Raw genomic sequence first — 16,185 nt, 5'->3', positions numbered from 1 at the left:
CAGCGGGAGCCGCCGAATACGGCAAATCCCCGGTCCGTAATTGCGGACCGGGGATTTCCTCACGTATATTGGGTCGTTCTGTGCACCCACAGAAAAGGCCCCTCAGAGGGGGCCACTAGAAACACCATATCCGGCAGGGAGCGATTTTGTCAACTCGCGAAAACGTCGAATTGCAGAAGGAGCAGGAATTCATCGACCGGCTCTACGACCGTGTCGACACGCTGCGCGGGGACACCGCTCAGCGCGTCGAGGACGCGTTGACCCCGGTGGGGAACGGCTTGCAGGCCCGGCTCGAACGCGACGTGCTCGTCGCCGAGCGTTCCGGCCTGCTCGCCGCCCTGAACGCGGTGGACGGCTCGCTGTGCTTCGGCCGTATCGATCTTCGCGACGGCGCCGCGCACCACATCGGCCGGATCGGTATTCGTGAGGACGACACCGAACACACGCCCCTGCTCATCGACTGGCGCGCCCCGGTGGCCCGGCCCTTCTATCTCGCCACCGGGCACACGCCCATGGGGCTGCGCCGGCGCAGACACCTCACCACCGAGGGCCGCACGGTGACCGAGCTGCACGACGAGATCCTCGACCTGGGGGACCGCGAACGCACCGGCTTCGAGGACCCGAGCGGCGACGCCGTGCTGCTCGCCGCGCTGAGTTCCGCCCGCACCGGCCGCATGGGCGACATCGTGCGGACCATCCAGGCCGAGCAGGACCGCATCATCCGCGCCCCGCACCGAGGTGTCCTCGTCGTCGAGGGAGGGCCCGGCACCGGCAAGACGGCGGTCGCCCTGCACCGTGCGGCCTTCCTGCTGTACGAGCACAGGGAGCTCCTGGCCAAGCGTGCGGTCCTGGTCGTGGGCCCCAACCCGGCCTTCCTCCGCTACATCGGCGAGGTGCTGCCCGCGCTCGGCGAGACCGGCGTCATGCTCGCCACGCAGGCGGAACTCTTCCCCGGCGTCCACGCCCGTGGCACCGACACCCCCCGCGCGGCGGCGGTCAAGGGCGGTGCGGACATGGCGGAGGCGCTGGCCCTCGCCGTGCGCGACCGGCAGGCACTGCCCGAGCCCGGCGCGCCGGTGATCGTCCCGCACGACGACGGTGACCTCGTCCTGGACTGGGAGATCGCCTACGAGGCACGGCAGGCGGCCCGCGAGACCCGGCTGCCGCACAACCTGGCCCGGCCGTACTTCACGTTCCACGTCATCGACGCGCTCACGAAGCAGCTGACCGAACGCATCGGCGCGGACCCGTACGGCGGCCCCAACTTCCTGGGCCCGGACGACGTCGCCCAGCTCGGCAAGAGCGTCGCCACGAGCGAGGAGGTGCACGCCGCCGTCGGGGACCTGTGGCCGCTGCTCACCCCCGAGGGGTTCCTCGCCGACTACCTGGCCGAGCCGGTGTACGTGCCCGACGAGGACGCCGAGGCCATCCGGCGCACCCCCGGCGACGGGGAGTGGACCCCGGCCGACGTCCCCCTCCTCGACGAGGCTGCCGAGCTGCTCGGGGCCGACGACAGCGCCGAGCGGGCCGCAGCCGAGGCGGAGCGCCAGGAGCGGGTCGCCTACGCGCAGGGTGTGCTGGACCTGTCGCGGGGTTCGGAGACCTACGAGTTCGAGGACGAGGAGGACTCGGAGATCCTGGCCGCGCACGACATCATCGACGCCGAGCGGATGGCGGAGCGGCAGGAGGAGGCCGACCACCGGAGCGCCGCCGAGCGGGCCGCGGCGGACCGGACCTGGGCGTTCGGCCACATCATCGTCGACGAGGCGCAGGAGCTGTCGCCGATGGCCTGGCGGCTGCTGATGCGCAGGTCACCGACCCGCTCGCTGACCCTGGTCGGTGACCCGGCGCAGACCTCGGAGGAGGCCGGCATCGGCTCGTGGGACCGCATCCTGGAGCCGTACGTCGGTGACCGCTTCGAGCATGTGCGGCTGCGCGTCAACTACCGTACGCCCGCCGAGATCATGGACCTGGCGGCGAAGGTCGTCCGCGCCCAGGACCCGTCCTTCGAGCCGCCCGGGTCGGTGCGCTCCACCGGCGAGACGCCGTGGACGCGGGATTCCGGTGCGGATCTCGCGGGCGCCGTGGCACGGGCGGTGGAGGAGCTGACGCCCGAGGAGGGGCGTCTCGCGGTGATCGCGCCGCGTGAGCTGCACGAGGAGATCGCGGCCCCGCTCGACGGGATCACGGCCGGCGCCGAACCCGACCTCACCCGTCCCGTGGTGCTGCTGGGCCCGCGCGAGGCCAAGGGGCTCGAATTCGACCACGTCCTGGTCGTGGAGCCCGGACGCTTCGGTACGAGCGACCTGTACGTGGCGCTGACCCGGGCCACGCAGCGCCTGGGCATCGTGCACCGGGAGGACCTGCCCGAGTCGCTGCGCTGAGGGCGCACCGGGGGAAGGCGCGCCGGGAGAGAGCGTGGGTCCGGGCGGCGTGTGCCGCCCGGACCCACGCCGGTCAGGCCGTCAGCGGGCCATCAGTGCGAAGACACCCCAGCCGAGGTACTCGCGCTGGTACCGCGTGTAGCGCGCGGGTTCGGTGGTGAGCTCGGCCCGCACCTCGGCGGTCAGCTCGTCGTCGGGGTTCCGGTCGAGCCAGCGGCGGAGGTTGAGCCACTGGGCCGCCTGGTACCGGTCCCAGCTGTCCTGGTCGGCCAGGACCATCTCGACGACGTCGTACCCGAGGTCGCCGAACCGCTCGACCAGCTCCGGGAGAAGCAGGAATTCCGCCTTGCTGCCCGCGTGGCAGGCCCGGGCGGTCTCCTCGTCCGGCACCTCACGGCGCCAGTACGGCTCGCCGATCAGCATCAGGCCGCCGGGGCGCAGACTCCTGCCCAGCAGCTCGACGGTCCCGGCCGCGCCGTCCCCGATCCAGGTGGCGCCGATGCACGCGGCGAGGTCGACCGGCTCGTCCGAGACGTAGCCGACGGCGTCGTCGTGCAGGAAGGTGACCCGGTCGGCGACACCGAGTTCGGCGGCGCGGGCGCGGGCCTCCCCGGTGAACACGGTGCTGATGTCCACCCCGGTCCCGGTGACGCCGTGGTCACGGGCCCAGGTGCACAGCATCTCGCCCGATCCACTGGCGAGATCGAGCACGCGGGTCCCGGGCGCCAGGTGCAGCGCCTGACCCAACGCGGCGAGCTTGCCGGGGGTGAACGGGTTGTGGATGCGGTGGCTACTTTCGCGAACGGTGAAAATGCGTGGAAGATCCACGAGAGGTGTTCCTTCGGTTCGATGAGGTCATTGCGTCTGCGGGGAACAGCCGACCGGAGTCGACCGCCGTGGCTCGGACCGTCATCAAAAGCACCTCGTTCGAACGTATGGATCTACAACCCGGTCACCGTAGGCCTTCCGGATTCACGTCTCCACCGATTTTCCGGCTCTTCGGACGGGGGTCCGAAGATGTCCGGCGCTCGGAGCTCAAGTCCCGGGATCCGAGCTCCGTCTCCGGCAGGGTCACTCGTTCGGGGCCCGGAATCAGATCCTCCGCCCGGCACCCGAGCTTCGGGACCCGGGCGTCGGGATCCGAGGTCCGGGATTCGAGCGATGCCTTCAACCGGTGGGGAAAAGAAGGGTTTTGGGAAAACCTCCCCGCCCTCCCCACCCCGTCACGGCCAGCAAGTATGACTAATTGTGACCAACTTGCGGCGGAGCGTGGCGACTGCCTACGGTGCGGGAACCAAGCGACCCCGACGCGGTGTTGGCACACCGGGCCGGGGTCTCACCGCAAGATCGAAGAAGGCGATCCCGTGGCTACCCCGCACAGTAACTCCGCCCTGCGCGCCCCCGCATCCCCGCGCCCGTACCCGATGGCCAAGCCCGGTTACGGCAAGCGCTCCATGCCGGACCAACGCGCCCGCAGCGCCCATGACTTCGCCCTACTTCCGGCCCGCGAGCGGTATGTCGCCGGGTTCGTCGACCAGCTGCCCGACGGCGCCTCGATGGACGTCAAGAGCCTCGCCAAGCAGCTGCCGCTGTACGGCCAGCAGGCCGTCGGCTCGGCTCTGAGGGCTCTGGCCACCGCCGGGCATCTGCGCCGTGTGCGGTGCCTGGTCGGCGAGTCGGGCCAGGTGCGCTGGGTGTCACGGACGTTCTGGTCACGTACGGCCCGCGACAACGAGTGGTGGGCCGCCACCGAGGTCACCGTCACCCTGGCAGCGGCGCCCGCGATCGCACCCGCCACCGAGCTGGTGCACAGCAAGCCGATGCACACCGAGCCCGCACCCCCGCCGGTGCCGCCCGCCGCCCCCGCCGCGCCTGCCACGCCCCCGACGCCCGCCGCGCCCGCCGTGCCGCAGCAGCGGGCCCCGGGAAGCGCCACGGCCCCCGAGGCCCCCTCCCCCGCCTATCTCGCGCTGGCGCGGCTCGGGCGCGTCGACTCCCGCCTCGCCCTGTCCGCCGCCGACTGCGCCGCCCTGGAGTCCAGGGCCGCCGAGTGGCTCGCTCGCGGCGTGGACGCGGACTACCTCACGCAGGCGCTGACCGCCGGGCTCCCCGACCGGGTCGGCTCCCCCGTCGGCCTGGTCCGCCGCCGCCTCACCGACAAGATCCCGCCGCACGCCCCCACCGCACCGACGCCTCCCGCTCCCGGTGCGCCCGTCCGTCTCGTCATGCTGGAGTGCACCGAGTGCGGCACCCCGGGGCGCCCGGAGGCCCTGCCCGACGGCCTCTGCCGCCCGTGCCGCAGCCAGGGCCGGGACACCGCGCTCCCGGCAGCTGATCACCCGAGCGAGGAGGACGTCCGTGCGTTCGCCGCCGGGCTCAGGGACATGCTCAAGTCGCCCTGAGCAGGGTCGGCCTCACCGGGGTGTCAGCCCACCAGCAGGTCCCGCTTCAGGTCACGGACGTCCCCGGCGTCCAGGCCGAGCGCCTTCTTCTCGTAGCCGCCGAACGAACCGAACCGCTCCCTGACCTCGTCGAAGCCCGAGTTGAGGTATTCGGGGCGCACGTCCAGCAGCGGCTTGTACACCGCCGCCTGCGCGGCCGGCATGGAGGCGAGGGCCGCCGCGTTGGCCTCGGCGCGGTAGTCGTTGGAGGCCAGGTAGTCCGCCATGACGGTCGCGCGCGGGACGCCGAGCGCCGTCAGGAGGGCCGCGTTCGCCCAGCCGGTGCGGTCCTTGCCCGCCGTGCAGTGGAAGACGACGGCGTGCGAGGAGTCGTCCGTGATCCCGCCGAAGACCGTGCGGTAGGCCGTCTTCGCGGTGTCACCGCTGACCATGAACTTCTCGCCCTCGACCATCATCGCGACGCCCTCCTCCGGGGTCGTCGGCATCGCGGTGAAGGTGGGCGACCCCGCCAGCACGTCGGCGACGACGTGCGTGGCACCGGCCGGGACACGGTCGGGCGCGGCCGAGCGCTCGGACTCCGTGCGCAGGTCGTAGACCGTACGGACCGACAGCCGCCGCAGCTTCGCCAGATCGGCGGTGGTGAGCTTGTCCAGGGCGTCCGAGCGGTAGATCTCGCCCATCTTCACCCAGTGGCCGTCGGCCGTGCGGTAGCCGCCCGCGTCACGGAAGTTGACGGCTCCTTCGAGTGCGATGAGCCGGTCGGCGAGGTGCAGCCTGCCGCCGCGCTCGGGCACCAGGTCGAACCACTGGCGGTCGGCGGCGGGCAGCCCTCGCACCGTGACCTTGCCGGTCGACCCGCCGGAGGCGACGGTCCGTCCGTTCGCCCTGACGGCGACGTGGCGTATGCCGGGCGCCTTCCACTCCACCGTGTACGAGCCGTCGTCCGAGGCGGTGACCTCGGCCTCGGTGAAGGGGATGCGCGTGTGGGACCCCTGCGCCTGACCGGCGTGGGCGTGGTGTGCCGAGGCGGCGGGGGCGGTGATCCCGACGAGGAACGCGGCGGCCAGGGCGCAGGAGGAGACCCTTGCGCGGGTCATGTGTGTCATGGCGTGATCGTCGGAGAGCCCGACGAGTGCCGTCGGAACAGCGGGTGAACACCACCGGAAAGCCCGCCGAACACGGCGGTCCCGGCCCTCGGCGTGTGCGTCAGCCGCCGTAGGGGCGGGGCTGGACCAGCCCGCTCTGGTAGGCGACGACGACGAGCTGGGCGCGGTCGCGGGCGTGGAGCTTGTTCATGGCGCGCTGGATGTGGCTGCGGACCGTCAGCGGGCTGACCACGAGCCGGTCGGCGATGTCGGTGTTGGACATGCCGTGGGCCGCCAGGGCCATGACCTCGCGTTCGCGGTCCGTGAGGGCGGCGAGACCCTCGGGCGGGGCGAGCGGGGAGTCCTGGGGGGTGGCGAGGAAGCGGGTGATGAGCGCGCGGGTCGCCGTGGGGGAGAGCAGGGACTCGCCCGCGGCCACGGTACGGATGCCGGTCAGCAGGACGTCCGCCCCGACGTCCTTGCCGAGGAACCCGCTGGCACCGGCGCGCAGGGCCTCGGCGACGTTCTGGTCGTTCTCGAAGGTGGTGAGGATCAGGACGCGGGTGGCCGCCAGTTCCGGCCGGGAGCAGATGTCGGTGGTGGCGGCCAGCCCGTCGGTGCCCGGCATGCGGATGTCCATGAGGACCACGTCCGGACCGTGTTCGAGGGTCAGGTCGACCGCCTCCCGGCCGTCGGCGGCCTCGGCGACCACGGTCATGCCGGGGTCCGACTCGATGAGGATGCGGAAGGTGGCCCGCAGCAGGGCCTGGTCGTCGGCGAGCAGGACGCGGATGGTCATGGGGCATTGCTTCCGTCGGGGTCGGCCGGGAAGAGGGGGCCGTCCAGGGGCAGGGTGCAGGTCACGTCGAATCCGCCGTCGGGGAGCGGCCCGGCGTGGAAGGTGCCGCCCGCGGCGAGGGCGCGCTCGCGCATCCCGAGGAGCCCGAAGCCGTGCCCGGGGCCGGGCCGGTCCGCGGGGCGGGCGGAGCGAACGGTGTCGTTGGTGACCGTGACGGTCAGGCGGCGGGGGGTGTACCCGAGCCGTACCCGCGCGGTGCGGGTGGCGGCGTGCTTGGTGACGTTGGTCAGGGCCTCCTGGACGATCCGGTACGCCGTCAGGTCGAGGCCCGGTGGCAGGGGCCCCGGCTCTCCCTCCACGGCGACGGAGACCTCCAGGCCGGCCGTCGCGCAGGCGGCCACCAGGTCGGGCAGTTGCGCCAGGCCGGGTGCCGGAGCCAGGCCGTCGTCGGTGTCGGCGTCGCTGTCCTGGCGCAACAGACCGACGGTGGACTTGAGTTCACGCAGAGCCGCGGCCGTGGTCCCGGAGAGCTTGTCCAGGATCGCGTACGCCTGCTCCGGGTCGGTCCGCGCCAGGTGGGCGGCGGTACCCGCCTGCGCGTTGGCCAGGGCGAGGTGATGGGCGACGACGTCGTGGAGTTCCCGCGCGATGCGCATGCGCTCCTGGACGACGCGGTGGCGCGCCTCCTCCTCGCGTTCGCGGGCGGCGTGCTCGGTGCGTGCGGCGGCGTAGTCGCGACGGACGCGTACGTAGCTTCCGAGCGCGGCGGAGAGCAGGACCCAGGCCGCCGGGTTGACGACGCCGATGACCCAGCCGCTGTGGAGTTCGCTGTGCCCGACGACAGACACGATCGTGGCAGCCGCCGCCGCGACCGCCGTGCTCCAGGCGGTCACGCGGTTGACCCGCAGGTTGGTGGAGTACTGCGCGGTCAGCAGCGGGCTGAACAGGAGGGGCGTCATGAGGTAGCCCATGCTGCCCTCGGCGACGGCGCACAGGGTGGTCAGCGCGAGGACCGGAAGAGGGTGACGACGGCGCCGGATCAGCGCCGCGGAGCCGACGGCGGAGAGGACGACCACGGGCCACAGGGAGCGCGGGCCCGGCATCGTCCAGTGGCTGAGGAGGCCTCCGCCCACGGCGATCACGAACACCAGCACGATCTTCGCGGCCTCGGTGGTGCGGGGGCTGCTCGTCGCCCGGCGCTGCCAGGTGGTGCTCATCGTGTGCTCTCCGGGGTCATGTCCAGGTGCGGCCATCGTGGCAGACGCGGGCCGCGGAGCCGCCGAAGACGGCTCCGCGGCCCGCCGGGCGGGTCCGCTCAGGTGCGGGCGGGTTCCTGCGGGCGGGTGCCGGTGCCCGTGGAGTCCTGCGCGTGCGGGGCAGGGGCCCGGGTGATACCTGTTCCCTCGACGTCGACGCGGGGCAGGATCCGGTCGAGCCACCGGGGCAGCCACCATGCCTTGTCCCCGAGCAGGGCGAGGACTGCGGGCACGAACGCCATGCGGACGACGAACGCGTCGAACAGCACGGCGACCGCGAGGCCGAAGCCGATCGTCTTGATCATCGACTCCCCCGCGCCGATGAACCCGGAGAAGACCGCGATCATGATGACCGCCGCTGCGGTGACCACACGGGCGCTGTGCCGGAAGCCGGTCACCACCGCCTGCGGCGGCCGCTCCCCGTGGACGTACGCCTCCCGCATCCGGGCGACGAGGAACACCTCGTAGTCCATGGCCAGTCCGAACACGATGCCCACCAGGAAGATCGGCATCAGGCTCATGATCGGCCCGGCCTGCTCCACGCCCAGCAGTTCGGCGCCCCAGCCCCACTGGAAGACGGCGACGACCGCGCCGAGCGACGCGAGCACCGACAGCAGGAACCCGAAGGCGGCCTTGACGGGCACCAGCACGGAGCGGAAGACGACCATCAGCAGCACCAGCGACAGGAGCACGATCACGATCAGGTACGGGACGAGGGCGTCCTGAAGCGCCTGGGCGACGTCGATGTTCATCGCGGTCGAACCGGTGACCTCGAAGGTCGCCCCGGTCCCCTCCTCCAGCGCGGGCCGCTCGGCCCGGATGGTCTGCACGAGGTCCTTGGTGGTCTCGTCGCTCGGCCCGGTGGACGGCACGACCGAGAGGAGCGCGGCGTCGCCCGCGGGGTTGAACTGCGCCGGGGAGACGGACACGACACCGTCGGTGCCCTTGATCTGCTCGGCGATCGTCGCGGCGGCGGCCTTCGGATCGGCCGCGCCCCTGACGTCGGCGACGACCGTCAGCGGACCGTTGAATCCCGCGCCGAACCCTTCGGCGAGCGCGTCGTAGGCACGGCGTTCCGTCGAGGAGACCGGCTTGGCCTCGGCGCCCGGCATGCCCATCTGCAGATCGGCGGCGGGCAGGGCGAGCACGCCCAGGCCGACGACACTGGCCAGCAGCACCGTCACCGGGCGGCGCAGCACGAAACGGGCCCACCGGGTACCGCCGTTGCTCCCGGCTCCCGCGGACCGGCCGGCCGGTCGCCGCCGGGCCTTCCGGGACAGGACGGCGTCCGGCCACATCCCGAGCAGCGCGGGCACCAGCGTCAGCGCGACCAGGACGGCGAGGACGACCGCCCCCGCCGCGCAGAGGCCCATCTTCGTGAGCATCGGCACGCCGATCACGGAGAGCCCGGCCAGGGCGATGACGACCGTGAGACCGGCGAAGACCACGGCGGACCCCGCCGTGCCGGTCGCGATTCCCGCCGCCTCCCGGGGCTCGTGTCCGTTGGCCCGTTCCTCCCGGTAGCGGGACACCACGAGCAGGGCGTAGTCGATGCCGACGGCGAGACCGAGCATGGAGGCGAGCGTGCCGGTGGTCATCGACAGGCCGAAGGCGCTGCCGAGGGCGAGGATCGTGCACATGCTGATCCCGACGCCGATGACGGCGGTGAGCAGGGGGAGCCCGGCCGCCGCGACGGAACCGAAGGTGATCAGCAGGACCACGGCGGCGAGTCCGATGCCGATGGCCTCCCCCGCCCCGCCCGCGGCCGGCTGGGTGGCGAGCGCGGTTCCGCCCGTCTCCACGGTGAGACCCGCGTCGCGGACCTCGTCGACGGCGCTCTCCAACGCCGCCTTGTCCGCGTCGGTCAGATCGCCCGCGGCAACCTTGTAGCTGACGGTCGCGTACGCCGTCGAGCCGTCCTCGCTCACCGCGCCGGCCTCGAAGGGATCGACGGCACGGGCGACCTGCGACTGGCCGGCGGCCTCCTCGACCAGTGTGTCGATGGCGGCGCGATTACCGGCCGCGGTGACCTTCTGGCCCTCGGGCGCGATGAACACGATCCGCGCGTCGGCGCCGTCGGCGTCCGAGCCCGGGAAGCGCTCGCCTATGAGGTCGAACGCCTTCTGCGCCTCGATGCCCGGCATGAAGGAGGTGCCGTCGTCGCCGGCGGCGGGTGCCTTGGCGGCGCCCGCTCCGACGGCGCCGAGGACCACCGCCCACAGCAGGACGACGAGCCAGCGCCGCCGGAAGGCGGTGCGGCCCAAGCGATAGAGGAAGGTAGCCACGAGTCTGAGATCTCCGCATCCGATGTGGGGTACTGCTCAAGACTCGCGAAACGGGGCGTCCCCGGCGTCATGCGCCTACCGGCACTTGTGCCTGGTGCGTCCGCACGAGGCGGGGAGCACGGTCGTCCCCCGGGATGAGGAGAGCCCCGCCGCGCGGACCGGGCCGGCCCCACCGCATCGGGCACAGGATGTCGGGTCCGGCAGGGTGGGCCCTTCCTAGCGTGGGTGAGGACAGGGAAGGAGTCCGGAATGCTGGAACGGCTGAACCAGGCCATGGAGCACATCGAGTCGCATCTCGACCAGCCGCTCGACGTGGCAGGCCTGGCACGCGTCGCGATGACGTCGGAGTACCACTTCCGGCGCATGTTCTCCGCGCTGGCGGGCCTCCCGCTGTCGGAGTACGTCCGGCGCAGACGGCTGACGGTGGCGGGCGCCGAGGTGCTCGCCGGCGAGCGGACGCTGCTCGACATCGCGACGCGCTACGGCTACGGCTCGGGCGAGGCCTTCGCCCGTGCTTTCCGGGCCGTGCACGGCGTGGGTCCGGGCGAGGCCCGGCGCACGGGTGCGGCGCTGCACTCCCAGCAACGGATGTCCTTCCGCCTCATCGTCGAAGGGACCAGCAGCATGCGATACAGGATCGTGGACAAGGCCGGTTTCCGCGTGGTCGGCAGGAAGGCCCGCGTACCGCTCGTCCATGAAGGTGCGAACCCGGCGATCGCCGGCTTCATCCGGGGCATCGGCCCGGACGTGATGCGCCGCATCACGGCACTCGCCGACCAGGAGCCGGCCGGGATCGTCGGGGTCAGCGACCAGCTCGACCCGAGCCGGGCCGAGGGAACCGAACTCGACTACTACCACGGGGTGGTGACCGGCGCCGAGGTGCCCGAGGACATGGACGCCCTGGACGTCCCGGCCGGCCAGTGGGCCGTCTTCGAGCACTCGGGACCGTTCCCGCAGTCCCTCCAGTACCTGTGGCGCGACGTGTTCACGCAGTGGTTCCCGTCGAACCCGTACGAAAGCAGGCCGGGGCCCGAGATCCTGAGCGTCCGGCTCTCCCCGGACGGGGAGCGGGCGGACGCGGAGCTGTGGATCCCCGTGGAACGGTCCGCCGCCTGAGGGGCGTGCGGGTCCGGGGCTGAGGGCTGTCCCGTGATCTCCGGTGGATCAGCGCGCGGCGTCAGATGCGGTGCACCGCAAGGCGGAGGGACGCCAGGTGTGTGGCCGCCGTGTCAGGCCGGCTCGAAGCCGCTCCGGAAGACGCCGCCGTACTCCCCGGGCACCTCCCAGCACGTGTAATGGCGGCCAGGAAGATCGGGCAGGTCGACCCCCAGCGCCTTCGCCAGGTCGGCGGCACCGGTCCTGCGGGTCCGAGAGGGCTCATCGGCGGCGTGGTAGAGGGCAGTGGCGCCGCGCAGTCCGATCACCACGTACTCCACACGCCTCCCCGCACCGACGACCGATTCCTCGTGGTGCTGCTCGTGCCGGGCATCCACAACCTGCCCGCAGAGCCCGCATCCCAAGTCGTCCCGTGAGGTGTCCACGGCAGGCATCGTACGGCTCACTCGTACGCGTGGGGCCACCAGCCGTCCTCACCCCGGACAGCCAGCCGGCGGCCCTGGTCCCATCACTGATCCGAAACGCCCTGGCGGGCGCCGCCCAGCTTCTCCCTGAGCCAGGTGAGGCCGAACTCCACGACCTCACCCGCCTCCAGGAGCAGACTGTCGGCGGCGCCGACCCTGCCCCGGCGCCCGGCGCCGGTGGCCAGCATGTCCCGGACGATCGTCTCGAACGAGTCCTGGCCGACGGGCGTGACGGAGGAGTAGTCGAAGGCACCCTGCGAGGAGTCGATGTCACGGAAGCGGCGCCAGACCTGCCGCCCGCCTTCCAGGACCGGCTGCTCGTACTCCACGAAGCGCTTGCCCGGCACGTCGGACAACGCCTCCGCGTGGTGGAGCAGGGTCAGGGTCTCCAGGGGCGCGCCCAGCATCAGCACCCTGCCGCCCAGGGCGACGAGCCGGGCGAGCGGACTGCCGGGACCGTGCGGGTCGTCCCACGGGTGGTCGGCCGTCAGCTCGGCGGCCGCCGCACCCAGCGCGGCCACGCTGACGTCGGGGTGCCGGCTGCGGACGGCGCCCGGCCACCGGCGCAGGGCCTCCGGGAGACGGCCGTTGTCGTGGTCCGCCTCGCTCAGCACCGGGTCGTACACGAAGGGTTCGGACCGTACGGCGTCCTGCCAGGGGCTCGGCCAGTCGGAGAAGTCGTACGGCAGGGCGTCGTTCCAGCCGCACGTCACCATCAGGGTCCCCCGCTCCCCCACGGCCTCGCGCAGGGCACCGATGAGGGCCGGGGGGCCGCCGACGACGTATCCGAGGGCGGACATCCGCGTATGGAACATCACGGTGTCGCCCTCGGTGAGCCCGAGCGCGCACAGGTCGCCGACGAGCCGGCCCCGGGTGACGGGCCCGCCTGCACGGGCGAGCAAGGCGGCCTGGTCCGGGCGTGGTTGGTCCATGGAGGCGACGCTACCGCTCACCGGGGCGGCGGGGCGGGCGGTCGCCGGTCGGGCCGGACGGCGGCACGGCCCGACCGGAGCGCCGGTCGGCGGCGCCCTCTCGGGCCCGGCGGGCCGGGAGGACGCCGCCGTCACCGCCCGGATCCGGCCCCGTTCCGGTCTCCGTTCCGGCCACCGTTCCGGTCTGCGTGCCGTTCACAGACACTCCACAGACTCGGGGAACCGCGCCGCGCGGTCCGGCCGTCCTCACGCCCGAACCACCGTGCGGATTCAGCGGATGCCGTGCGGGACACGCCAGGTATCCAAGGAGCAGCATGACCTTCCACCGCAGCACCAGACCCCGGAACAGCCGCTCCGGCGACGCCGCCTCCCCGTCGCCGCGCGGCGCGCGTACGGCTCTTCGCAACTGCGCGAAGGGCGTCCTGGTGCTCACCCTCGCGCTCGGGGCGACCACGGCGTGCGGGCCCTTCTCGGACAGCGGCAGCGGGTCGTCGAAGGACCGCAACGGTTCGTCGAACAGCGGCAGCCAACCGTCCAAGGACTGGAAGGCCGGGGACTGCGCCGGACCGGACACGAGCCGGTCGAAGGACGGCTTCCAGGCCCTCGACTGCGACGACCCCAAGGCCACGATCAAGGCACTGGAGGTCAAGGACGGCGAGATGTTCGCCGGGGCCGTCGAGTGCCCCGCCGGGACCGACGAGATCATCTCGGTGAAGGTGTCCTTCGGCGGCGACGCGAGCGCCGGCCTCCCCAGCAAGACCATCTGCGGGCGCAACCTCTCGGACGACCACCCCGGCGACGCGGGCGCGGGCGGCGGACAGCTCGTGGTGGGCGACTGCGTGGACGACCGGGCGAAGGAAGTCGCCTGCGCGAGCGGCGGGAACAAGGTCCTCGCCCTCACCAAGACATCCGAGGAGTGCCCGGCGGAGGCGGACAACCCCATCGAGCTCTTCCCGAGCCCCGGCCGCCCCTACGACGCGATCTGCACCAGCAAGGCCTGACGGCAGGACACGCGGGCGAGGCCCGACGGACGCTGTCCGGTCCCGCACCCGACGGTGCTGGGGCCGGGCAGCGTCCGTCCGCGAGCGGCCGGGCGTCGAACTGTGCGCGATGTCTTGACGTGCCCCTGGCGAGATGGCTTTATGGGAGCGCTCCCACGTCCTCGTCCGATGTTTGCGTCCCCCGGCACCCACTTTCTGGAGTCGCAGTGAGATCAGCAACGAGCACGGCACGAACGAGCCCCCCGGCCCTTCTCCTCAGGGCGATGGCCGCCCTCATCGGCGTCGTCCTGCTGGGCGCCCTCGGCCCGGCCGCGGCCCAGGCCAGGCCCGCGCAGGCGGAGGCCGCGGCGACCGGCCTGCACATCAGCGACGGCCGTCTGCTGGAGGGCAACGGCAACGACTTCGTCATGCGCGGCGTCAACCACGCGCACACCTGGTACCCGGGCGAGACGCAGTCGCTGGCCGACATCAAGGCCTTCGGCGCGAACACCGTCCGCGTCGTCCTCTCCGACGGTCACCGCTGGACACGGAACGGTCCGGCCGAGGTCGCGGGCATCGTCGCCGACTGCAGGACCAACCGGCTGATCTGCGTACTGGAGGTGCACGACACCACCGGATACGGGGAGGACGCCGCCGCCGGCACCCTCGACCACGCGGCCGACTACTGGATCAGCCTCAAGGACGTCCTCGCGGGCCAGGAGGACTACGTCATCGTCAACATCGGCAACGAGCCCTGGGGCAACACCGACCCCGCCGGCTGGACCGCGCCGACGACCGCCGCCGTGCAGAAGCTGCGTGGCGCGGGATTCGCCCACACGATCATGGTGGACGCGCCCAACTGGGGCCAGGACTGGCAGGGCGTCATGCGCGCCAACGCCCAGGCCGTGTACGACGCCGACACCACAGGCAACCTGATCTTCTCGATCCACATGTACAGCGTCTACAACACGGCCCAGGCGGTCACCGACTACCTGAACGCCTTCGTGAACGCCGGACTGCCCATCCTCATCGGTGAGTTCGGCGGCCCTGCCGACCAGTGGGGCGACCCGGACGAGGACACCATGATGGCCACCGCCGAGCAGCTCGACCTCGGCTACCTGGCGTGGTCCTGGAGCGGCAACACCGACCCGATCCTCGACCTGGCCATCGACTTCGACCCGAGCCGGCTGAGCTCCTGGGGCGAGCGCATCTTCCACGGCGCGAACGGCATCGCGCAGACCTCCAAGGAGGCGACCGTCTTCGGCGGCGTCACCCCGGGCGACACGCAGGCCCCGACCGCCCCCGGCACCCCGACCGCCTCCGCGGTGACGGCCACCTCAGCCACCCTCTCCTGGACCGCTGCCACCGACAACGTTGCCATCGCCGGGTACGACGTCGTCCGCGTCAACGGCGCCACCGAGACCCCCGTCGCCTCCTCCACCACCAACAGCGTCACGGTGACCGGCCTCACCGCGGAGACGGCGTACTCGTTCGCCGTCTACGCCCGCGACGCCGCAGGCAACCGCTCGACACGGTCAGCCACTGTGAGCGTCACCACCGACCGGACCACGCCCACGCCGGGCGTGGGCTGCTCCGTCGGATACCGCGTGGTCGGCGAGTGGCCCGGCGGGTTCCAGGGCGAGATCACCATCCGCAACACCGGTACCGCCGCCGTCAACGGCTGGAACCTCGGCTTCAGCTTCGCCGACGGGCAGACGGTGTCGAACATGTGGGGCGGGACCCCCACGCAGAGCGGAGCCACGGTCAGCGTCGCCCCCGCCGCGTACACGGCGCAGATCGCCGTGAACGGCTCGGTCACGGTCGGCTTCACCGGCAACAAGGGAGCCAAGAACACGGCACCGGCCGCGTTCACGCTCAGCGGCACCGCCTGCACGACCGCCTGACCCACGCGCCGCACCGGCCGGGGCCACCCGTCCGACCCGAGCGCCGCACCGGCCGGCAGGGACCATCACCCTGCCGGCCGGTCCTCTTCCCGTATCTGGTGCCCCTGGAGTGGGCCAGCAGCCGTCCGGCCGCCCGCGCTCATGCCGGTCCCGCGGATCATCTTTCCCAATCGAGCCTAATAACAGGGCCGTTGGGAGAGGATTGCTCCGTGTCAGACTTCATGGAATTCGAATTCGACGACGGTTCGGCCCTGGCGCTCCAGGTGTTCCCGGCAACCTCTCCGGACGAGACCTCGGCACCGGGCTTCGGCACCTCCGTGCCGGTGGCCCGGGGCGCGCGGCTGGGAGCCGTGGCCGGAACCGCGTTGCGGGGGGTGCTGGCCCCGCTGGTCCCCCTCCTCCAACAGATCCGTGACACGGCGGCCTCGGTGCCCGATTCGCCCGACGAGATCTCGGTCAGTTTCGGCGTCAGGATCGGGCACGATCTCAAGCTGGGTGTCGTGGGTGTGGCGGGCGAGGCGACGCTGACCGTCACCGCGAACTGGCACCTGGGACAGCAGTCCGCCACGGACAGCTGA

The 16,185-nt window shown here is 72.3% G+C and carries 13 protein-coding genes; 6 read left to right on the top strand and 7 right to left on the bottom strand.

The features are described from left to right. Positions 1-170 precede the first annotated feature (170 nt). Entirely contained in the window at positions 171-2,384 is a 2,214-nt protein-coding gene (locus P8A20_RS22640; protein WP_306105185.1) for a HelD family protein, read from the top strand. An 81-nt stretch (positions 2,385-2,465) separates the two neighbouring features. Here P8A20_RS22640 and P8A20_RS22635 read toward each other — a convergent pair whose 3' ends face one another. Beyond that, complete coding sequence (locus P8A20_RS22635; protein WP_306104131.1) at positions 2,466-3,212, bottom strand: SAM-dependent methyltransferase; 747 nt, start codon at positions 3,210-3,212, stop codon at positions 2,466-2,468. A gap of 536 nt (positions 3,213-3,748) precedes the next feature. Here P8A20_RS22635 and P8A20_RS22630 point away from each other — a divergent pair. Beyond that, a complete protein-coding gene (locus P8A20_RS22630) occupies positions 3,749-4,786 on the top strand; it encodes a MarR family transcriptional regulator (RefSeq protein ID WP_306104130.1) in 1,038 nt (345 codons plus the stop codon). Positions 4,787-4,809: 23 nt separating this feature from the next. Here P8A20_RS22630 and P8A20_RS22625 read toward each other — a convergent pair whose 3' ends face one another. The 4 genes from P8A20_RS22625 to P8A20_RS22610 form a co-directional block, all read right to left on the bottom strand. Further along, entirely contained in the window at positions 4,810-5,892 is a 1,083-nt protein-coding gene (locus P8A20_RS22625) for a tyrosine-protein phosphatase (RefSeq protein WP_147964390.1), read from the bottom strand. Positions 5,893-5,992: 100 nt separating this feature from the next. Beyond that, positions 5,993-6,670 (bottom strand): response regulator transcription factor, encoded by a 678-nt coding sequence (locus P8A20_RS22620; protein WP_306104129.1) that lies wholly within the window; start codon positions 6,668-6,670, stop codon positions 5,993-5,995. Beyond that, positions 6,667-7,887, bottom strand: coding sequence for a sensor histidine kinase (locus P8A20_RS22615; protein ID WP_306104128.1), 1,221 nt, complete (start codon positions 7,885-7,887; stop codon positions 6,667-6,669). The genes P8A20_RS22620 and P8A20_RS22615 overlap by 4 nt, the downstream gene beginning before the upstream one ends. A 98-nt stretch (positions 7,888-7,985) precedes the next feature. Further along, entirely contained in the window at positions 7,986-10,211 is a 2,226-nt protein-coding gene (locus P8A20_RS22610) for an MMPL family transporter (protein WP_306104127.1), read from the bottom strand. A 249-nt stretch (positions 10,212-10,460) separates the two neighbouring features. Here P8A20_RS22610 and P8A20_RS22605 point away from each other — a divergent pair, with 249 nt between their 5' ends. Then, positions 10,461-11,327 carry an AraC family transcriptional regulator gene (locus P8A20_RS22605; protein WP_306104126.1) on the top strand — a complete coding sequence of 289 codons (867 nt, stop codon included), beginning with the start codon at positions 10,461-10,463 and terminating at the stop codon, positions 11,325-11,327. Between the two features lie 113 nt (positions 11,328-11,440). Here the strand turns inward: P8A20_RS22605 and P8A20_RS22600 are convergent, their stop codons facing one another. Beyond that, the gene (locus tag P8A20_RS22600; protein ID WP_261988766.1) at positions 11,441-11,752 is read right to left on the bottom strand and encodes a hypothetical protein; all 312 of its coding nucleotides are present in this window, start codon (positions 11,750-11,752) and stop codon (positions 11,441-11,443) included. An 83-nt stretch (positions 11,753-11,835) separates the two neighbouring features. Then, positions 11,836-12,723 carry an aminoglycoside 3-N-acetyltransferase gene (aac(3), locus tag P8A20_RS22595; protein WP_306104125.1) on the bottom strand — a complete coding sequence of 296 codons (888 nt, stop codon included), beginning with the start codon at positions 12,721-12,723 and terminating at the stop codon, positions 11,836-11,838. A gap of 314 nt (positions 12,724-13,037) precedes the next feature. On the opposite strand from aac(3), the gene P8A20_RS22590 reads away from it, so the two are divergent. From P8A20_RS22590 to P8A20_RS22580, 3 genes are all read left to right on the top strand, one after another. Beyond that, the gene (locus tag P8A20_RS22590; protein ID WP_306104124.1) at positions 13,038-13,724 is read left to right on the top strand and encodes a hypothetical protein; all 687 of its coding nucleotides are present in this window, start codon (positions 13,038-13,040) and stop codon (positions 13,722-13,724) included. Between the two features lie 206 nt (positions 13,725-13,930). After that, positions 13,931-15,607, top strand: coding sequence for a cellulase family glycosylhydrolase (locus P8A20_RS22585; protein ID WP_147960826.1), 1,677 nt, complete (start codon positions 13,931-13,933; stop codon positions 15,605-15,607). A 209-nt stretch (positions 15,608-15,816) separates the two neighbouring features. After that, positions 15,817-16,185 carry a CU044_2847 family protein gene (locus P8A20_RS22580; protein ID WP_147960827.1) on the top strand — a complete coding sequence of 123 codons (369 nt, stop codon included), beginning with the start codon at positions 15,817-15,819 and terminating at the stop codon, positions 16,183-16,185.

The organism is Streptomyces sp. Alt3, from assembly GCF_030719215.1.
GTDB lineage: Bacteria > Actinomycetota > Actinomycetes > Streptomycetales > Streptomycetaceae > Streptomyces > Streptomyces glycanivorans.
Note: the sequence above shows the minus strand (reverse complement) of the source record. Positions and strands in the feature narration are given on the sequence as shown.